This is a genomic window from Butyrivibrio sp. NC3005 (assembly GCF_000424545.1).
GTDB lineage: Bacteria > Bacillota > Clostridia > Lachnospirales > Lachnospiraceae > Butyrivibrio.
In genome coordinates this window covers 13,188-32,663 of record NZ_AUKC01000022.1, presented here as the reverse complement: position 1 = coordinate 32,663, position 19,476 = coordinate 13,188, and the positions used below count along the sequence as shown (strand labels likewise).

20 protein-coding genes are annotated in these 19,476 nt (G+C 33.9%); 14 read left to right on the top strand and 6 right to left on the bottom strand.

Features of this window, described 5'->3' with window-relative positions; translation table 11 throughout:
* Window positions 1–8: 8 nt before the first annotated feature.
* The 7 genes from G634_RS18375 to G634_RS0107220 all read left to right on the top strand — a co-directional run bounded on the left by G634_RS18375 (window position 9) and on the right by G634_RS0107220 (window position 8,747).
* Window positions 9–1,574 carry a sensor histidine kinase gene (locus G634_RS18375; RefSeq protein ID WP_051233751.1) on the top strand — a complete coding sequence of 522 codons (1,566 nt, stop codon included), beginning with the start codon at window positions 9–11 and terminating at the stop codon, window positions 1,572–1,574.
* A gap of 17 nt (window positions 1,575–1,591) precedes the next feature.
* Window positions 1,592–3,181: a response regulator gene (locus G634_RS0107245; RefSeq protein WP_026504733.1), complete on the top strand. Its 1,590-nt coding sequence runs from the start codon at window positions 1,592–1,594 to the stop codon at window positions 3,179–3,181.
* A 164-nt stretch (window positions 3,182–3,345) separates the two neighbouring features.
* Entirely contained in the window at window positions 3,346–5,022 is a 1,677-nt protein-coding gene (locus G634_RS0107240; protein WP_026504732.1) for an extracellular solute-binding protein, read from the top strand.
* A gap of 201 nt (window positions 5,023–5,223) precedes the next feature.
* Complete coding sequence (locus G634_RS0107235; RefSeq protein WP_330364786.1) at window positions 5,224–6,144, top strand: ABC transporter permease subunit; 921 nt, start codon at window positions 5,224–5,226, stop codon at window positions 6,142–6,144.
* Window positions 6,144–7,031, top strand: coding sequence for a carbohydrate ABC transporter permease (locus G634_RS0107230; protein WP_026504730.1), 888 nt, complete (start codon window positions 6,144–6,146; stop codon window positions 7,029–7,031). Before G634_RS0107235 ends, G634_RS0107230 begins: the two co-directional genes overlap by 1 nt.
* A 171-nt stretch (window positions 7,032–7,202) precedes the next feature.
* Window positions 7,203–7,949: an AraC family transcriptional regulator gene (locus G634_RS0107225; protein WP_242826784.1), complete on the top strand. Its 747-nt coding sequence runs from the start codon at window positions 7,203–7,205 to the stop codon at window positions 7,947–7,949.
* A 33-nt stretch (window positions 7,950–7,982) separates the two neighbouring features.
* Window positions 7,983–8,747 carry an SDR family NAD(P)-dependent oxidoreductase gene (locus G634_RS0107220; protein WP_026504728.1) on the top strand — a complete coding sequence of 255 codons (765 nt, stop codon included), beginning with the start codon at window positions 7,983–7,985 and terminating at the stop codon, window positions 8,745–8,747.
* Window position 8,748: 1 nt separating this feature from the next.
* On the opposite strand, the gene G634_RS0107215 is transcribed toward G634_RS0107220, so the two are convergent.
* A complete protein-coding gene (locus G634_RS0107215; protein ID WP_026504727.1) occupies window positions 8,749–9,093 on the bottom strand; it encodes a winged helix-turn-helix transcriptional regulator in 345 nt (114 codons plus the stop codon).
* Between the two features lie 182 nt (window positions 9,094–9,275).
* Between G634_RS0107215 and trxA the strand changes: the two genes are divergently transcribed.
* The 4 genes from trxA to G634_RS18370 all read left to right on the top strand — a co-directional run bounded on the left by trxA (window position 9,276) and on the right by G634_RS18370 (window position 13,315).
* Entirely contained in the window at window positions 9,276–9,593 is a 318-nt protein-coding gene (trxA, locus tag G634_RS0107210; RefSeq protein WP_026504726.1) for a thioredoxin, read from the top strand.
* A 354-nt stretch (window positions 9,594–9,947) separates the two neighbouring features.
* Entirely contained in the window at window positions 9,948–10,505 is a 558-nt protein-coding gene (locus tag G634_RS0107205; protein ID WP_026504725.1) for an RNA polymerase sigma factor, read from the top strand.
* Complete coding sequence (locus G634_RS0107200) at window positions 10,502–11,428, top strand: hypothetical protein (protein WP_026504724.1); 927 nt, start codon at window positions 10,502–10,504, stop codon at window positions 11,426–11,428. Before G634_RS0107205 ends, G634_RS0107200 begins: the two co-directional genes overlap by 4 nt.
* A 114-nt stretch (window positions 11,429–11,542) precedes the next feature.
* Window positions 11,543–13,315 (top strand): vWA domain-containing protein, encoded by a 1,773-nt coding sequence (locus tag G634_RS18370; protein ID WP_035799275.1) that lies wholly within the window; start codon window positions 11,543–11,545, stop codon window positions 13,313–13,315.
* A gap of 276 nt (window positions 13,316–13,591) precedes the next feature.
* Here the strand turns inward: G634_RS18370 and G634_RS0107185 are convergent, their stop codons facing one another.
* The 3 genes from G634_RS0107185 to G634_RS0107175 form a co-directional block, all read right to left on the bottom strand.
* Window positions 13,592–14,047, bottom strand: a complete 456-nt coding sequence (locus G634_RS0107185) for a hypothetical protein (RefSeq protein WP_026504723.1) — start codon at window positions 14,045–14,047, stop codon at window positions 13,592–13,594.
* Between the two features lie 121 nt (window positions 14,048–14,168).
* Complete coding sequence (locus G634_RS18365) at window positions 14,169–14,456, bottom strand: DUF6465 family protein (protein WP_051233750.1); 288 nt, start codon at window positions 14,454–14,456, stop codon at window positions 14,169–14,171.
* A 179-nt stretch (window positions 14,457–14,635) separates the two neighbouring features.
* On the bottom strand, window positions 14,636–15,763 hold the full coding sequence (locus G634_RS0107175) for a tyrosine-type recombinase/integrase (protein ID WP_026504722.1): 1,128 nt from the start codon (window positions 15,761–15,763) through the stop codon (window positions 14,636–14,638).
* A gap of 500 nt (window positions 15,764–16,263) precedes the next feature.
* Here G634_RS0107175 and G634_RS0107170 point away from each other — a divergent pair, with 500 nt between their 5' ends.
* Together G634_RS0107170 and G634_RS18360 are read left to right on the top strand one after the other, a co-directional pair.
* Window positions 16,264–17,130 carry a hypothetical protein gene (locus G634_RS0107170; protein WP_026504721.1) on the top strand — a complete coding sequence of 289 codons (867 nt, stop codon included), beginning with the start codon at window positions 16,264–16,266 and terminating at the stop codon, window positions 17,128–17,130.
* A 4-nt stretch (window positions 17,131–17,134) separates the two neighbouring features.
* On the top strand, window positions 17,135–17,509 hold the full coding sequence (locus tag G634_RS18360) for an FkbM family methyltransferase (RefSeq protein ID WP_155830528.1): 375 nt from the start codon (window positions 17,135–17,137) through the stop codon (window positions 17,507–17,509).
* Window positions 17,510–17,703: 194 nt separating this feature from the next.
* Here G634_RS18360 and G634_RS18355 read toward each other — a convergent pair whose 3' ends face one another.
* Both G634_RS18355 and G634_RS22100 read right to left on the bottom strand, forming a co-directional pair.
* Window positions 17,704–17,994: a DDE-type integrase/transposase/recombinase gene (locus G634_RS18355; protein ID WP_081676535.1), complete on the bottom strand. Its 291-nt coding sequence runs from the start codon at window positions 17,992–17,994 to the stop codon at window positions 17,704–17,706.
* A 15-nt stretch (window positions 17,995–18,009) separates the two neighbouring features.
* Complete coding sequence (locus G634_RS22100; protein WP_442855634.1) at window positions 18,010–18,123, bottom strand: DDE-type integrase/transposase/recombinase; 114 nt, start codon at window positions 18,121–18,123, stop codon at window positions 18,010–18,012.
* Window positions 18,124–18,427: 304 nt separating this feature from the next.
* Here G634_RS22100 and G634_RS0107155 point away from each other — a divergent pair, with 304 nt between their 5' ends.
* Window positions 18,428–19,450 (top strand): hypothetical protein, encoded by a 1,023-nt coding sequence (locus G634_RS0107155; protein WP_026504720.1) that lies wholly within the window; start codon window positions 18,428–18,430, stop codon window positions 19,448–19,450.
* Window positions 19,451–19,476: the final 26 nt, after the last annotated feature.

The following is a 19,476-nucleotide window of genomic DNA, read 5'->3' as shown; positions in this document are numbered from 1 at the left end:
GATTCGATATGAAAAAATTTTTGATGAGTCAAAGAAGACTTATTTATATAATTAGTTCCATCTTTGCGCCTCTTCTAATTGTGGATGTTCTGCTTATTAATCTAATGATAAGTACTCAGAAAAATAATAATTTAAATTTAATGGAGAAGCAGGCAAACTCTGTTCAGTATACAATAACGAGCACTGTTGACAGTGCTCTTGCTGTTGCTGACAGTATTTACATGAATAAGTATATATATGAGTTTTTAAGTGCAGGTTACCGAGAACCCATGGATTATATTGATGCATATCAGAGTATGCTCAAAAGTACACTAATGGGAACGAATGGAAAAAGCGGAAGACTTAAAATCTTTTTATATGCAGCTAATGAATCTCTTATAAGCGGAGGACAGATTCACAAGCTTTCTGAAGCAAAAGAACAAAAATGGTATAAATATCTTCAGGAAAGTGGCTTAGATAGAATCTTGTATTTTGAGTATGATGACAGCAAGGTGATAACAGTAGATGACAGGAGACGTATTCTTCTTCTTCAAAAATTGAATTTTTATAAACCTAATGAAGTTGAAAAGGTATTAGCTGTTGAAATTGATTATGGTTCTTTTATAAGAACTCTCCATGAAATGAACTATACTACAGATGTTTATATTTGCCTTGGAGACAAAATAGTATTATCAAACGGTAGATATTCAAGTGTAGGGAGTAATTATTTTGATTTTGACAAATCTCTGAAAAGAAAAACAGGATTTGAGCAGGTTTATAATATAGTAGGACAAAATTTGAAAATAAAGGTAATAAAGCCGACTATTACAAGGTCAACTATAATAGCGGAGAATTTTCCTCTTATTTTTATTTTTTTGACCTTGAATGTTGTTGTGCCTGTTTTTTTGCTGGGACTTGTGTACAACAATAGACTTCGTGAACAACATATGATGGTTGCAAGGCAGAATGCAGAGCTTTTGGCACTTCGAAATCAGATCAATCCCCATTTTTTGTTTAATTCGCTAGAGAGTATTCGAATGCATAGCGTAATAAAAAATGAAACCAATACAGCTGAAATGGTTGAAAAACTCGCATATCTTCAAAGGCAGTATGTTGATTGGGGAAATGATCTTATTAGCATCAAGTCTGAAATGGAATTCGTCCAAAATTATCTTGATTTGCAGAAATATCGTTTTGGTGATAGACTTTCGTTTTCTCTTCAGGTGGATGAAGATTGTGAGAAATTTTTGATACCAAAACTTACTATTGTAACATTTGTTGAAAATGCATGCATTCATGGTATAGAGGAGAAGTCATCACCAGGATGGATTTTTGTCAGAATATTTAAAAAAAATAACAACATCAATCTGGAAATTGAAGACACCGGGAATGGTATGAGCAAGGAAGAGAAAGAAGAAATTTTAATGCAGCTTCGCGAAGCCAGTATAGATCTTTTGAAAAATCAAAAGCATATAGGCTGCATGAATGCTTCACTTCGCTTGAAAATGTATACAAAAGGACATGTTGAATTTGATATCGATAGTGAGACGGGTGTGGGAACTCTTCTTCAGATAATAATTCCTTGTCAGTCTTAGGGAAAGGGAATATAGAAATGCTAAAGGTAATGTTGGTAGATGATGAACCATTTATCCTCCAGGGACTTAGAGTTTTAATAAATTGGAGAGAACATGGAGCTGAAATTGTCTATTCAGCTCAAAACGGAATTTCTGCCTGCAGATATCTCGAAAATCATAGCGTCGATTTGATTATTTCTGACATTCGGATGCCTGAAATGACAGGCCTTGAATTATTATCAAAGATTAGAAGAGATAGTCTTTCGGATGCTTATTTTGTAATATTGAGTGGCTTTGCTGATTTTTCATACGTTCAACAGGCTATGAGAGATAATTGCACAGATTATATATTGAAACCTGTGGATGCCAAGGAGCTTTTAAGGGTTTTAGAAACAGTTCAGGGGTTATGTGATTCTCAAAACGAGAAGAGAATTAGAGATAAAAAACTTGAAGCGGCTTATCTGCAAACTAATCTTAAAGCTCTAATTCACGGTAAATTTGTTGATGCAAATTTAAATTATGTAAGAGACCATCTTCAGAGTACAACAGATGTTTGTTATGTTGAAGTTACACCTTTCCACGCAGAAGGCGTAGATGAAGCAAGTGATGATGTGCTTCAGGCAAGGCAACGTCAGATATATGAGGCATCAAAAGACTTCCTTAAAGAAGATAGTGGATATTGCATTTATGATGTATCAGGACAGGAGAGAGTTTATGATGTCGGTCTTATATGTCCTGAGAATATGTGGAAAAAGAAAGAAAGTACCCAGCAGGATTTTCTCCAGCAATATCTTGCTTTTGTAAAAGGTGCATGTGGATTCCCCGTTATTTTATTGGTAGGTAAAAAGGAAAATGATATATGTCACATTGACGTTTCATATGGTAATATCAGGATTTTAAGATCTATTATTGGATTTAGAAACAGAAAATCCATTTACTATTATGAAAAAGAAGTGCAGTATAATTCTGGAGGGATTGTATTGTGCAAGAACAGCATGGATGCGCTTATTCGTTCAATTGAGCAAAATGAGCATTATGAAATCAGGCATAGTATAGATGATTTCTACAATGAAATGGCCAGACTTGAACTTACACCAGACGGAATGAATCTAAACATAAACTATCTTTTGTTCCAATTAATCCACCTTGCCACACAGCAGGATGATGGTATAAATCAGGAAGAAATACTCAGAAATATTTCCGAAAGTTCTTTTGGCGAGGGAATAATGCGTGGAAGTAAGGAACATCTTATTAGATGTGCATATGAGTATGGTGATTATTTAAGTCAGCTTAGACAGAAAGTTTCACGAGGGGTTCTGGGTGAAATAGAGAAAGAAATAGAGAAGCATTACCCAGAAAATCTTACATTAGTGGAACTTGCAAAAAAATATTACGTAAATAATGCTTATCTTGGGCAGATTTTTAGAAAAAAGTATGGATGCAGCTTTAGGGACTACCTGAATAATTATAGAATTGAGCAGGCTGCACATATGCTTTTAAATACGGACAAGCCAGTTTATCAGATAGCAGGGGAGACTGGATACAAAGATGTAGATTATTTTGTCAATAGATTTATTGCAACAAAAGGTTGTACCCCGTCAAGATTCCGAAAAAAAGCGAATGAATAATGTGATTTTGGTAGAAATGCATGACAGATTATAAAAACATGTAATCTGTCATGTTTTTTGTTGAAATTTTTCCGGATAATATAAATCTTGAACTTGCTATTATACAAAAGGTCACGGGATAGAGAAGGTCTAGCCCGTAAACATTCATGGGAGGTAATTAACAGATGAAGAAAAAGAGACTCATCAGCATGCTTCTTGCAGGCGTAATGCTCGGATCAATGTTAACTGGTTGCGGTAGCAAAAATGGTGGAAATTCTTCTAAGGATTCCAAAGACGGAGTTAAAGAGTTCACAGCATTTTTTGCAGTACCTGGTTCTGAGCTTAATGATGATAATGAAGTTCAGCAGATTATTGCTGAAAAGACAGGTGTTAAAGTAAAAGAGACTTGGCTTACAGGTCAGACAGCATCAGAAGCTGTTGGAACAATTATAGCTGGTGGCGAGTATCCTGATTTTATCGATGGCGGTGATGGAATGAAATCACTTTATGATGCAGGCGCACTTGTAGCACTTGATGACTACATCGATAAATATCCTAACATTAAGGAATTCTTCACACAGCAGCAGTGGGATGCACTTCGTCAGGATGACGGACATATCTATTGGATTCCTCAGTTCTCCAACATCTACGGAGAAGAGAAGGTCTGCGTACACAATGATGAAGCATTCTGGATTCAGACAAGAGTTTTAAAGTGGGCTAAGTATCCAAAGATCACAACTATGGATGAGTACTTCAAGCTCATTGAGGATTATGCAAAGGCAAATCCAACAATGGATGATGGTACAAAGGTTATTCCTTATACAATCCTTTGCGATGACTGGAGATATTTCTGTCTTGAGAATGCACCACAGTTCCTTGATGGATATCCAAATGATGGTTCTTGTATTGTAGATCCAACATCAAAGAAGATTATCGACTACAATACAACAGATACAGCAGTTGCTTATTTCCGCAAGCTTAATGAAGAGTATCAGAAGGGTATCGTAGATCCTGAATCATTCACTCAGACATATGATGAATATATTTCTAAGCTTTCAACTGGTCGTGTTCTTGGTATGATCGATCAGTGGTGGGATTTCGCTAACACAGCTGGTGATGCATTGAAGACAGCTGGTCTTGATAAGAAGGGCTGCAACTACGTTCCACTTCCAATCACAATCGATGGAAGAAAGAACCAGTGGCACAACTCCGGAAGTGTTCTTAACACAAGTACAGGACTTGCTATCACAGTTGATTGTGATGACGTTGAAGGCGCACTTAAGTTTGTAGATGATCTTCTTAGCCAGGATATCCACAACCTTCGTTTCTGGGGTGTTGAGGGTACAGACTACAATGTAGATAAAGATGGTATGTTCATGCGTACAGATGAGATGAGAAAGCGTAATGCTGATACAGCTTATAAGGCATCTCATTCCTGCTCTTACTCATACTTCCCACAGTATTCTGGAACAAGCCGTGATGGCAAGAATGCTATGAAGTCTGATGGACAGGCATCTGAGTTCTTTGATGGTCTTAGTGCAGACGTTAAGGAATGCTTCGAAGCATATGGCGCAAAGACATATGTTGATATGATCGGTACAAGTGAGGCTCCTGGTGACTGGTATCCTATGTGGAGCTATTCTAACTCCCTTAAAACTGATACAGAAGGCGGTGTAGCTTGGACAAAGATGGGCGAGTGCAAGCACGAGTACCTTCCTAAGGTTGTAATGGCTAAGGACTTCGATAAGGGCTGGGCTGAATATATGAAAGCATACAAGGCTTGCAAGCCAGAAGATTTCATCAACCAGATGCAGAAAGAGCTTGATCGTCGTCTTAAAGAGGCAGCTAAGTACAAGAAATAAGTAGGATTCTTGCTGATGATTATCGTAAATCTCAGCAAGAAGTCATAAATAAGTTTATTATAGGAGATCAAAAGCCGGCCGTAAGTCTTATGGGTTCCGGTCGGCTTTCTCCTTAAATTGATTACAAACCTGAGAGCTTTTATACAGAAAAGATAGAGAGGAGTCTATATGGAGGTTTCTGTTAACATCGGGGAGAAAAGTATGGAAAAGAAGAAAAAGATAGATTGGAAAGAAATCCGTCATCAGCGAGTTCTTTTGATCTGGTCCTTGATATTCGTAGTATATGGTGTTATATTTTGTTATTTACCACTTTTTGGATGGCTTATGGCTTTCCAGAATTATAAACCAGCTAGAGGAATTTTCGCTTCTGAGTTTGTTGGTTTAAAGAAATTCCAGACATTATTTACAGATGAGACATTTATCCGAGTAATTCGTAATACCCTTGCAATGGGTGTGATCAACCTTGTTGTTACATTTGTAATGGCAATACTTTTTGCAATTCTTCTTAATGAAGTTAGACTTAAATATTCCAAAAAAGTGATTCAGACAATTTCATACCTGCCTCATTTCCTTTCATGGATTATTGTTTGTGGTATTCTCCATGATATCTTAAATGGAACAGGTATTGTAAACGAGATTCTTATGAATCTTCATATATTAAAGCAGCCAATTGATTTCTTTGCACATCCTGGCTATTTCTGGCCAATCGTTGCATTTGCAAACGTTTGGAAAGAAACAGGTTGGAATGCAATTATTTACCTCGCAGCTATTACATCAATTGATCCATCTCTTTATGAAGCAGCTTCAATTGATGGTGCTGGAAGACTTTCCAAGATCCGCTACATCACACTTCCAGGTATTAAGTCAACAATCATGATCCTTCTTCTTATGAATGTTGGTAACGTTCTTAATGCAGGATTCGAAATTCAGTACTTGTTAGGTAACGGTTTGATTCAGAGAGTATCTCAGACTATTGATATTTACGTACTTAGATGGGGTGTAAGTCAGAATGACTATGCACTTGGTACTGCAGCTGGTATTTTCAAGAGTGCTGTCAGCATTGTACTTATTGTTGTTGCTAATAGTCTTGCAAAGCGTCACGGGGAAGAGAGGTTGTACTAATGAAACTCAAGAAATATTCCACGGAAGATGTGCTCTTTAGTGCATTTATCGCCATTTTTATGATAGTGTTCCTTATTCTTACTCTGTATCCTATATTAAATACTTTAGCTATTTCATTTAATGATGGTACAGATGCATTAAAAGGTGGTATTTATCTTTTACCTAGAAAATTCACCTTGAAGAACTATGATACAGTTCTTCATAAGGATAATCTTATTACAGGTGCAGGTATAACAGTTGCTAGAACAATAATTGGAACACTTCTTGCCCTTGTAACAAATGCAATTCTTGCATTCATTGTTAGCCGTAAGAATTTCATCTTCCGCAGACAGTTATCCTTGTTCTGGGTTATCACAATGTATGTTAATGGTGGTCTTATTCCTACATTCGTATTGTTTAAGAACCTTAATCTTACAGGTACATTCTGGGTATATGTTATCCCAGGAATGGTAAGTGCTTTCAATATGCTCGTTATCAGAACATATATGAATGGTATTCCAGATTCTCTTGAAGAATCTGCTCAGCTTGATGGTGCTGGCTATACAACAATTTTCGTAAAGATCATTTCTCCTTTGTGTAAGCCTGTATATGCAACTGTTGCATTGTTTGTAGCAGTTGGTCAGTGGAACTCATGGTTTGATGCAATGTTGTACAACCGTATGAAGGGCGAGCTTACAACACTCCAATACGAACTTATGAAACTCCTGTCATCTGTAACAAACCAGGGACAGTCAGTTGAAGCTATGAAAAATGCTACAGGTACAGTAACACCTACATCAGTAAGAGCTGCAGCTACAATGGTAACAATTCTTCCTATCATTTGTATTTATCCTTTCCTGCAGCGTTACTTCGTAACAGGTCTTACACTTGGTGGCGTTAAGGAGTAATAGATTCAAGGAAGATTAGTCCTTCATCTGTTAGATTAAAAAAATATATGATAATATAAATGCCATAAACAAGAAAGAACCTGAAAAGGTAATTGATTGTTTATGGCATTTTGCTTAATTTAGAAATAGAAACTCATATTTACTGTGAACATCAATATCGGAGTTATAAAAATGGATTTAATGAAAACTAAGAAAGATAATTTTGAAATGGAAACGGACGTTGTAAAAGAGCATCGCCCACCCATGGAAGAAATAGCTTTTTACAAGGCTGTTGCATCTGGAGATATGGATGCAATTGAAAAAAACATAAATAGTAAACGATTTGTACAAACAGAGGGAGTAGGAGTATTATCAAAAAATCCTGTTCAAAACTTGAAATATCATTTCGTTGTTACGGCAGCACTTATTACTAGAATGTGTATCGAAAATGGACTTGTAGATGAAGAAGCATTTCAGCTTAGTGATTATTATATCCGTAAGATGGATGTTTTGGGAAACATAGATACAATAGAAAAGCTTCATGATGAAATGGTAATTGATTTTACAAAGAGAATGATGTTGAAAAAAGGAAGTCTCAAAACTTCTAAGTCTATCTCCGAAGCAATAAATTATATATATGTTCATAGAAACGAATACTTTAACGTAGGAGATGTAGCCAATGCAGTCGGAATATCTCAAAGCTATTTATCCAGACAGTTTCGAAAAGAAGTAGGAGTTACAATAAGTTCATATATAAGAGAAAAGAAAATGGAAATCGCTATGAATATGTTAAAATATAGTGATTGTTCAGAAATTGAAATCTCAAATAAGTTAAATTTTTCATCACAAAGTCATTTCATTCAGGTTTTTCGTCAACATGTAGGAATTACTCCAAGGCAATACAGAGAAAAAAACAGCAACAAAAAATGGTGTTACTAATAAGCTGCATAAGATAATAAAAGGAAAAAGTCTATGAAAACAGCATTAATAACAGGTGCAACATCTGGAATAGGAAGAGAATTTGCACTTCAATTATCGAAAATGTCGTATAGGTTGATATTAACCGGAAGAAGAACTCAAAGACTGGAAGAGTTAGAGAAAGAGTTAAAAACACCAGTTAGAATCATATCTGCTGATTTAGAAAAAGAAGAAGACTGTTACAGACTTCTAGAGTCGATTAAAGGAGAAAAAATAGACATTTTTATTAATAATGCAGGTTTTGGAGCGTGTGGATCATTTCTTGAAACTGATTTGAAAAAAGAAATATCGATGATTCATGTCAATGATATTGCAATGCATATTTTATTCAAAGGTGTGCTTCAAATGATGCAAAAACGTAATGACGGAAGAATTTTAAATGTAGCATCTTCTGCAGGACTTCTTCCTGGAGGTCCATATATGGCGGGCTATTATGCAAGTAAAGCCTACGTGACCAGCCTTACCAGAGCAGTAGCAGCTGAGTTATCTCAAATGGGAAGTAGTGTTTATGTCGGAGCACTTTGTCCTGGACCAGTTAACACTGAATTTAATGACAAGGCAGATGTGGTATTTGCATTAAAAGGAATATCACCTCAAAAATGTGTAAAGGAAGCTATACTAGGAATTATGAATAAAAAGATAATCATTGTTCCTAGTATAAGAATGAAATTTGCGATGTTTTTTCAAAAGATAGTTCCAACGAATCTTCTTGTTAAAATGACAGGGCATCAACAAAGAAAGAAGTTTAAAAGTAGATAAGTCAAAGATTTTCCTCGCCCCATTTTTTTAGTTCAAGGAGAATGGGGATGAGGCTTTTGGCCTTTTGTGTAAGATTGTATTCTACGCGTACAGGCATTTCATCGTATTGTTTTCTTTCAACAAGACCATCTGTTTCAAGATCTTTTAAAGAATTTGCCAACATAGTATTAGTTATTCCATGGATTGAACGGTTTAGTTCACCATAACGAACAACTTCGTTGCTGTCAATAACACATAAAATCATAATTTTCCATTTTCCGCCGATGATATCAATGACACGTTTTAAACCGCATCCCTGACCAGCAATATCTTCGCATAAAGTTTCTTTTTTTACTATTTTACTCATGGTATCATTTTCCTTACTAGATTAATAAAAACTGCGTACTTGATATATTTTTTATACTACCTATAATAAAGTTATCAGATGACAAATGCAATTGTTTTTTTACTTTTAATAAAAATCATCAAAAATGTCAACTAAAAGTAAAGAATACGAAAGCTTATTTTAAAAAGAAAGAGGAAATTAATATGGAATACAGATTTACAAATGAAAATTTTGAAGCAGAAGTTATGAATAGCAATGTGCCAGTACTTATTGACTTTTATGCAGATTGGTGTGGGCCATGTAAGATGATGGGACCAGTTGTAGAAAAGCTTGCAGAAGAATATGAGGGCAAAGCAAAGATAGGTAAAGTAAATGTTGATGAGCAGCCAGAACTTGCTCAAAAATATGGTGTTATGAGCATTCCATATTTTGCTTTTATTAAAGATGGTAAGCTAGTAAGCGATGAAATGGGAGCTGTTTCAAAGGATAAACTTGCAGCCAAAATTGATGCAATGATTTAAATCGGTAATTCATCCTGAAAAGTCAAACTAGAAAATCAAAAAGCCAAAATTGAAAAAGTGGATTAAAAACAAAATTTGAAAAGCCCAAAATAAAAAAGGGAAAAAGCACAAAAAGTAAATAAAACTATAGAAAATCATAGAGTAGAAACGTCTTTGATTGATTGGAATACATTTATTGTTTGTATATGCGACGACGTACGCAAACATTTCATTATCACAGGTATTTGATGGTAATAAGACACATATTCCAACAACTAAAGACGTTTTTATTTTTTGAAAAAATAGAGTGACCTTTTTTAGTATAATAGTGTCTGTATTATTGAAAGCGCTTGAAAACAAAATATTGGAGGAGAAATGGAAGATAAAGATATCATAGCTTTGTTCATGAGCCGGCAAGAACAAGCTATATCAGAAACAGAAAAAAAATACGGTAACTATTGTTATAAAATTGCCTGGAACGTATTAAATAATGAGGAGGATTCGAAAGAATGTGTGAACGATACATGGTTTAAAGCCTGGAACTCAATTCCACCCACTATTCCAAACTTTTTGCAAAGCTTTCTAGGTAAAATAACAAGAAATCTTTCGATAAATGCCTGGCGCGATAAGCATGCACAAAAACGAGGGAATGGCGAATCATACGTTATTTTAGATGAATTATCTGAATGCATTAGTGATGAAAAAAATATCGAACAGGAAATAATAGCCAAAGAATTAGCAGCAAAAATCAATGTTTTTCTCGAAAATATGCAGGAAGACAAAAGAAAAATGCTGGTTATGAGATATTTTTTCATGACACCGGTTAAAGAAATAGCCAAAAAACTAGGAATATCAGAAAGTCAGGTAAAAATGACTTTATCAAGAAGCAGAAAAAAGTTGCAGATTTTTTTGGAAAAGGAACAATTATTATGAATAGAGAAGATAAAGCTGATAAACTCTTGGATGCATTCGGAGAGATTGATGATAAGTTTATAGAAGAAGCAATGAATACTTCGCCATCAAAGAAGAAAATCAGAGTATTTTCACCTAGAACGGTAGGAGTTTTAGCAACCTTGGCAGCTGCAGTGCTGGCATTTGCATATATCAAGGGTTCTAATAACAATGAAAACTGCAGCACTTCGTCGCCAAACATTTATAGCGATACTGGAAATAGTCTAGTAACAGAAGGAGCAGAACATGATGAACAGGCAGAACAAGCAACTGATCAGTGCTATGAACCAGCAGAAAAAGCTGATAACAGTCAGGAAATCAAAGAAAATAGCGAAAAAGAAAATGCCAAGGTTTTAGAAGTACCTAAAGATATCAATAGGCAAGGTTCTAGCCATAAATCAAATTCAGAAACAGAGAGTATGGAAGAAAGTGCTATTCCAACAGATACTTCAGAAATAAAGAGTGATGGAGCTGAGTCAAAGAATAAGGATGGTAAAAAAGAAGAAACATCAATAAACGCCAAAACCACCTTTAGAACCTTGGAAGAAGCAGAAAAGTATGCTGGATTCAAAATATCTTATCCTGAACCAGCAGAAAATAGCATAGAAGAATATTTAGCTATAAAGAGAAAGAAAATATCAGTCTTTTTCTCTGATACGAATGGAAGAAAGCTGTATGTAATCGAAAAGTCAATATCTAAAGCAGAGCTTGACGAAGAAGAGTCAAAATATTCATACGAAAGCAAAGAACAGAAAAATGGATTGACAATAACATTAAAGGGACAGGATAAAGACAACATAAAAGTCGCTATCTGGGATAGTGAAGGATACAAGTATTTGTTCAAATGCTATGATTCTGATGAAACAAGAGCAACAATAATGGAAAAAGTTGAACAGATAAAATAATCAATTGTTACTATTATTGAATAGCAAGAAATAGTAACAAATAAATAGTAACAAGGAAATAGCAAGAGAATCGTATATTACGATTCATGAAAAAGGTATGGAGGGATAAAGATTATGAAAGGAACACTTGTTATTAGGCAAAGATTTGTCAGAGCACTTGCATGCGCTATGACATCCACAGTATTAATATCTGGATGCGGAGGTTCTAGAGAAACAAGTAGCGGCACTGCCGAGCAGCCAAAAGCTACAGAAAGCAAAATTGTTAATAATGCCAAAACTTACTCAGACCAGACAGCGGCCGAATGCGTAGAGTGTGAGGATAGCTACGATACAGAAGGCGGAGTAGAAGAATACAATAACACCGAAGGATATACCAAGCTAGAGAATAATGATTTCTTTGACGTGACAAAAAATCCGCTTTCAACGTTTGCTGCAGATGTTGATACTGCAAGCTATGCAAATGTAAGAAGAATGATTAATGATGGTGTAAGTCTTGCAACAATAAATAAGGATGCTGTTAGAGCTGAGGAATTTATCAACTATTTTCATTACGATTTGGATGATCCAAGCGGAAACAATAAGTTTGGAGTAACAACAGAAGTTGCAGCTTGTCCGTGGAATGACAAGCATCAGCTAATGTTTGTGGGGGTTACTACAAAGAAACTCAAAGCATCTGAAATGCCACATAGTAACCTTGTCTTTTTAATAGATGTATCAGGTTCTATGATGGATGATGACAAACTTCCTCTTTTGAAGAAATCTTTTGGAAAACTTGTAGATAATCTAACAGAAGATGATAGAATCAGCATTGTTACATACTCCGGCGAAGAAAAAATTGTTCTAAACGGTGCAAATGGAGGAGAAAAAGAAAAGATACAAAAGGCAATAAACAGTCTTGAGGCTGATGGATGTACTAACGGAGAAGCGGGAATTAAAATGGCATATGAAGTTGCCAAAGACAATTTCATCAAGGGCGGCAACAATAGAGTTATTATGGCAACAGACGGAGATTTGAATGTAGGAATATCTGATGAAGAAGAATTGAAGAAATTCATCACTAATAAGAAGGATTCCGGAGTATTCTTGTCAGTTCTCGGATTTGGGACAGGAAATGTCAAAGATAACAACATGGAAGCACTTGCAGACTATGGAAATGGAAACTATTCATATATAGATTCAACAATGGAAGCCAAAAAAGTTTTTGTCGAAGAAATGAGTGCAACCCTCGTAACAATAGCTAAAGATGTGAAATTGCAGATAGAGTTCAATCCTGAAAATGTTAAATCTTATAGACAGATTGGCTATGAAAACAGACAAATGAGTGCAGAAGATTTTAAAGACGATAAAAAAGATGGCGGAGAAATCGGAGCAGGACACCAGGTTATAGCTTTGTATGAGATAGTTCCTCAAGGAGTAGAAGATGAGAAAACATCTGATAGTCCAGATCTAAAATATCAGAAGAAAGATGAAGAATCATCAAGAACAAGTAAAGATGCTTCAAAACAAGATGAAGAAAAAGATAAGGCAAATAGTAATACCTCATCAAAAGAAGAAAAAAATGATCAGGTAATGAAGAATGCTGCTATTGATAATGAAGTTAAGTATGCAAGAGAACTTGCTACTATCAGGATTAGATATAAAGAGCCTGATAAAGATACTTCTGTTCAAGAGGAAAAAGTAGTAAGTAAGGATAATATCACAAATTCACCGTCTAAAAATTTCCTTTTTGCATCTTATGTTGCTGAGTTTGCACAGCTTTTGGAAGGAAATAAATATGCATCAGATCTTAGCTGTGAGAATATATATAACAATATTAAAGAATTGAATATCTCAGATGATGAGTATAAAGCAGAACTTATGTTCCTTGTAAAAAAACTTTGTGACTAAATATATGGATAAGAAATTGACAAAAATCTATAAATAAAACATCCAATAAAATGGGAGGACCCGAGCAGGATAGGGAACCTGCTCGGGCGATATGAAAAAAAGTTTTGTTGAGGGGTTCGAAGAGGGGTTCTTCGATGTAATTATAATAACCTATAATCCTAAACTGCCAAAAAAGAGAAGATAAATATTCTATAAAATACATCTAAAAAATATGTTTTAGATTTAAAAAAGAGTTTGCCTTAATATTATTATAGGCAAACTCTTTTTAGGAATGAGTTATGCAACATAGTCTACATTCATTCCTTTATATTTTATCGCATCCTGACTCTTTAAATCCTTCTGATAAGGATTATCTTCATTCCTGTATTTAATCTGTGTGTTAGTCACACCTCCTGCGACATAGGATCTTCCACATTCTGGACAAATCTCAGTTTTTATGGACACTGAAGCATTGATAACAGTTCCATTATTTTGAGCAGCTTTATTGTAGGCATTTTTAACGTGCTCGCCTTCATGTGCTCTTACAGCACCAGCTGAAGCTTCTGGAGAAATATGCTGCGCACTTTTGTACGACACCATTTCATCAGAACCGTCTTTATATTTGCGATTCTTGCATGTTTCACATTCCTGAGGAGAAGATTTTCTGCCGGCTTTTTGGATATCATAGGAGCCTGTAGATAAACCTTGTCCATTAAAGCCACCATATCCGTTTATACTACCTATTCCTGACATAGCGCACCTCCTTGTGCTTAAATACTTATTATCCTGATGACTAGAGTATCAAACAAATCTCTAACATCGTGCGATATATGAATCCGTTCATGACTAGCGTCATAGCAGTAATTCTGTATCACTAGATGTCGAAATTGCTTTCTTCCGTATCATTAGCAACAAAATAAACCTTGCCTTCTTCTGGTTTAATATATAAATCCAGTTTCTTTAAATCATCAGGCTTTTTACCAAGATTGAATTCCCAAACATTTTTTGCATTCTGAATAAATGTATCATAGCTTATACTTTTTTCGCCATATTGAAGAATAACTTTAACTTCAAGAGATTTTGAGCTGGCAGTCTTCGGCGTTTCAGCTGTAGAAGCTTTTTTGGTAGAAGCTGCCTTTGTAGTTTTCTTTGTAGCCGCCATTTCTATACCCTCCAAAACGTAAAAATGCTAACTAGTTTACTCTTTTTAGTCTAAAGCCTTTTTGATTTATTGTCAATAATTGTAAATATGATAATAAAAAAGCGTAGAAGCGTACTTTTGACTTTTTACACGATTATATTTAGGGATTTTTTACTTTGCTAAAACGAAAAATTTCTAATTCATAAGTTTAATAAATCTGAAAGAAGCTCTAATCCTTCAGCTTTTTTCTTCATATCGGCAACCACATAATAATCAAGTGTAGTGGCTATATTAGAATGACCAAGTATTTCTGAAAGAGTTTTTGGATTCATTCCACGTTCTATGCATCGAGTAGCAAATGTTCTTCTTGTTACGTGATAACCAAAATGTTTAATATTGCATTGTTCTAGTATTAAGCTGAAATGATTCTCCATAGTTCGAGGTTCTACAAATCTTTTTTTATCTCCGGTTAAAAGAAAAGCTCCTGGCTTTATAAAAGGCCGGAGCAGTTTAAGTAAATTCTTATTAATTGGAATGTCTCTGTTGGAACAATCGCTTTTGGGAATATCTATTTGAACCAAAGTCTTCTTATTACTACTAGAATAATCAGGAAGCCTTTGCATTGTTTCCCTAATATGGAGGATTCCATTAGCTAGATCTATATTGTCACATCGTAATGCACAGATTTCTCCGATACGAATACCTGTAAATAAACTAGTGAGTATACCTGTATTTATTTCATTCAGGTTGTCTTTTAGTTTTTTGATAAGTATCTTTTCCTCTTTTGGTGTAAGAACTTCATGTCTTGGCTTATTTTTTCTTATTACGATACATTCAGCAGAAAATCGAACAAAACAGTCAGTTTTCTTAGCATGAAATTGAAGTTGTTTCAAGATAGTCAAAACCATAGATACAGAACTTGATCCAAGTGGCCTTCGACCTTCATAACCTTCCTTTTGAAGCGTTAGGATAAAGTCTTCTATTTCCTTTGTACTTATATCTGATAGACTTCTATTTCCAAATTTAGGTATGATATAAGTGTTTAACTTTTCTATATAACGACATTTGGTTGATTCTTTCCACTTATAGGTATTACATTGTATCCAATCCTTAGCAACTGCTTCGATTGTGTCTGTTTTAACTTTTTTATTATCTGGAAATTTAGCCCTTTCTTCTAGAATCCTGGTTCTTTTTTCTTTAACCTCTTTGTAACTATGGCCATAGACTGATTTATAGATTGCCTTGCCATTTTCTTTTCTACCGGCGATATACCTAGCTTCCCAACGTCCATCTTTTCTTTTGCAGATATTTTCTCCTTTTCTTGGCATAATCATTTACTCCTTTTCTAATTTTGACACTGTTCATGAGGAAAAATAGGTTAGAGCTGCATAAGGCTTTCTAAAGAAATCGGATTTTTTTTACGATAAAGAATATGCAAAGAATTGGAAAATGTCGAAATACATATTGGAAAGACAGGAATAATTTATATATTGTTCAATTTCCTAAACAATAGTTGAAATTAGTGTAAAAATGTTATAAAATAACGATAACCTATTAACGAAACTCAAACAACCAAATCGGTATTTTGTTAAATGTTCTTTTGTTCCAAATAGTTCTTAAAAACCCGTAAGCATTGATAAAAAGAAAGTGGAAGTGACTCCAAAAACAGTGAAGAAAAAGACAAAAGATTTGCAGAACATTACATCAGAATAAATTTGAAAATTTAATATTTTAATACTGGATTGATTAGTATAATTTTGTTGCATTTGTTAAGTTAATATTGAAAAGAATACGGATGAATGTGTTGGTTCTGTGAGGTTTTTTGCTTATGAATGATAATGTAATTAAAACAGATGTTAGAGATACTTGGAAAAATCAATTCATTGATGTTAGTGAACAAAGTTATCGTTTAGAACAAATTCTGGAAAGTGAACAAATTGAGCGTAAATACATAGAATGTACTACAATTGGCGGAATTATTGCACCAATAATTCTTATGAATAAGTATAAAGTGTATATTTATGGCGGGAGTGATGGTGTTGAATTAGTATATGAATATTTGATGTATCTTGGATGTGATATAAAGGGAATTATTGATCAAGATTATAACAAAAGAAACAATAAAGTTTTAAATAAGATTCCATATTTACTTCCCAAGGAGTTGATAAAAACAGATTTTTTATGTGATTCATTTATTATTATAAACGTTGGAAATTTTTCTGGTATTAATTCGTTAGAAATATATTCATTTTTAAAAGAATGTAGAGTTGCTGGAATATATGTTTTGGACGAGTATGATAAATTTCAGATTTTAACGCAGAATCAATCTTATAAACAAAAGAGGTTTTCTGGGTATTTCTATGATAATAGGAGAAGATTGATAGATGTATATAGAAAGCTTAAAGATGATTTTTCAAAAGATACTATGTGTGAATATCTAAGAGTTTTTAGGCAGGCTGGAGTTTATCATCTTTCACAAATCGATGGAAAGCGGAAATATTTTTATGGTTGTGATGTTTGTGGTGGAATAGAGCAACTATATACTAAGAAAAAAGATGAAGTGTGGATTAATTGTGGAGCAAATGTTGGAGACACTATTTTTTCATATTTTGTCTATAATAAATTGGATGCAAAGAAAATCTATGCTTTTGAAGGTGATACAAATATTTTTAACAGGTTAGTTAGGAAATATTGAGTATTTGCCAAGTTCAAAGAGACAAAAAATACAAGCTGTGAACATGTATGTTGGGGAAGAAACTAATTTTATTAAAGTTATAGATGAAAAGGTTAGCTTAATTAATGCTGATATTGAAGGTGCTGAACTTGATGTATTGAAAGCATTGCGACATATTATTGTAAAAGATAGGCCAGTGCTGGCTTTTTGTATTTATCATAAAGCAGAGGATTTAATTGAAATTCCTAATTATATTGATGATTTGGTTAGTGATTATGAATTTGTAATTAGAAAATATCATGACAGTGCGGCATCGGTTAATTATGCGGCAGAATTAGTTTTATATGCGATACCATATGAACGGAAGGCTAAGCTTTGTGAGGGATATTCTAACTATTGAACACAAGAAAATTCTGACAATATAACAGGTGTTTTATTATATATATTTTCTATATATAAAAGCACTAAAATATATAAATTTGGTCTTAAGTCAATATAGCGGACACCAAAAGTGCGACTTTACGCCGCACCTTCTGCATGAACCGCAGCTGGTGTCTTGTAGCCTAAGCTACTGTGAGTGCGCTGGTGATTATACTAGGACTCGATATATTCAAAGATGCTGTTATAAGCGTCCTTTGAATCATTGTAAACATGCCTGTAGATTTCTTCCTTCTTAATCAATGAATGAAATGATTCGATACAGGCATTATCATAAGGACAGCCTTTAAGACTGAATGAATAAAGTATTTTATTTTCAGCAAGATATTGTTCAAACATTTCACTAGTGTATTGAGTTCCTAAATCACTTTGAAGAATGATTCCTTCTGGATTTGGAACTTTAAGGCAAGCTTTTTTCACTTCCTTAACAGCTAGTTCAGCAGTCATAGAAGTATTGTAGGATCAAGCTATTATCTTCCTGCTGTATAAATCCATAACAGATGCCAGATATGTCCAGCCATCCTTTTTAGTATGGATATAAGTGATATCAGTAAACCATTTTTGTTTGATTTTCATCTACTTCAATAGATGGAGCGTAAAGCTTCTTCCATTTGTAGATAGTTTGCTCGACTAAGCCATATTCTTCTGTGAGCTATGTAACTGATTTGCCAGACAAGTACAAATCTATGATTTGTCGCTTGAACTTTTCAGAGTATCGTTTACCGTTGTGGGTCATTGTGAAACACATCCTTTCTTTTAATAAAGATTTTAATGTGTCGCACTTTTTGTGCCCACTAAATCATACTAACAGCATAGAGTGTGTTTCATTGTAAGATATGACAAGGGTTAAGGAAACTAATAGTATAGTTTGGGAGTTTCTATGTTGAATAAAGGTGTAATTGCGAAAAGTGTTACTATAAGCAATAGTTATTTAATTGTAATTTCAGATGATATACCATATTTATTTATTATTGATTTGAACAAGAGAAACATAAGAAAAATTAAATGTCCAGATGGGACAATAGAAAAGAATATATTTTCAGGTGTATATGGTGAAAAAAATAACGTTGCCTTAGTGCCTCAGAAAGGTAAAAAAATATGGATTTATGATATTACTCTTGAAATATGGGTAGATATTAATATTTCTAATTATATTAAAGAAGAACAAGACTGTAAATTTTTGGGAGGAAGATTAGTTAATGGCATGTTGTTTGTGTTTGGATATAATTTCAATGGAGTTCTTGCGATTGATATTTATTCTCATGAAATTCGTGTAATATGTAGGAATGTTTCATTTGAGTATTTATCAGGAATATCTTCAGTTTTTTGGAGAAATAATATAATTCTTCCAATGAGATCTCAAAACAAGATGATTCTCATTGATACTCTATCTTTGGGTTATAAATTAGTTAATTGTAATATTGAATCAGAATTAGCTAATGATGGGATAACATTTGATGGAAATAATTTTTATATTTTAAAGAATAGTGGTAACAAAATCTTTAGGGTTAACAAAGAATTCGAGTTTATTGAAAAGATAGAATTGGATTGTTTTTTTGATAATCAAAGTAGCTATTTTTGTGGAATAGAATGGTTCAATAATAAGTTAGTTTTATTTGGAGACTGTGGATATTCCTACATTTATGATATTAAGGCAAAAAATTCTAGAATATTTCAAGAATCGGTATATCATGTAAAAAAATTGCCAGGCTTAAGATTAGCAGTATGCAAGTTTGGAAAAATCGAAGTATGGGACAGAGAGTGCAATACAATTGGAGAGTATACAGTTGAATTAACAGAAAATGAAATAGAAAACTATATGATTAGTACGGGATTAAATAAACTTTTTCATGAAAACAAAATATTCAACCTAGATGGAATGATTAAAGTTATAAATAAATGAGCTATTTGATACAAATAAATACGTGC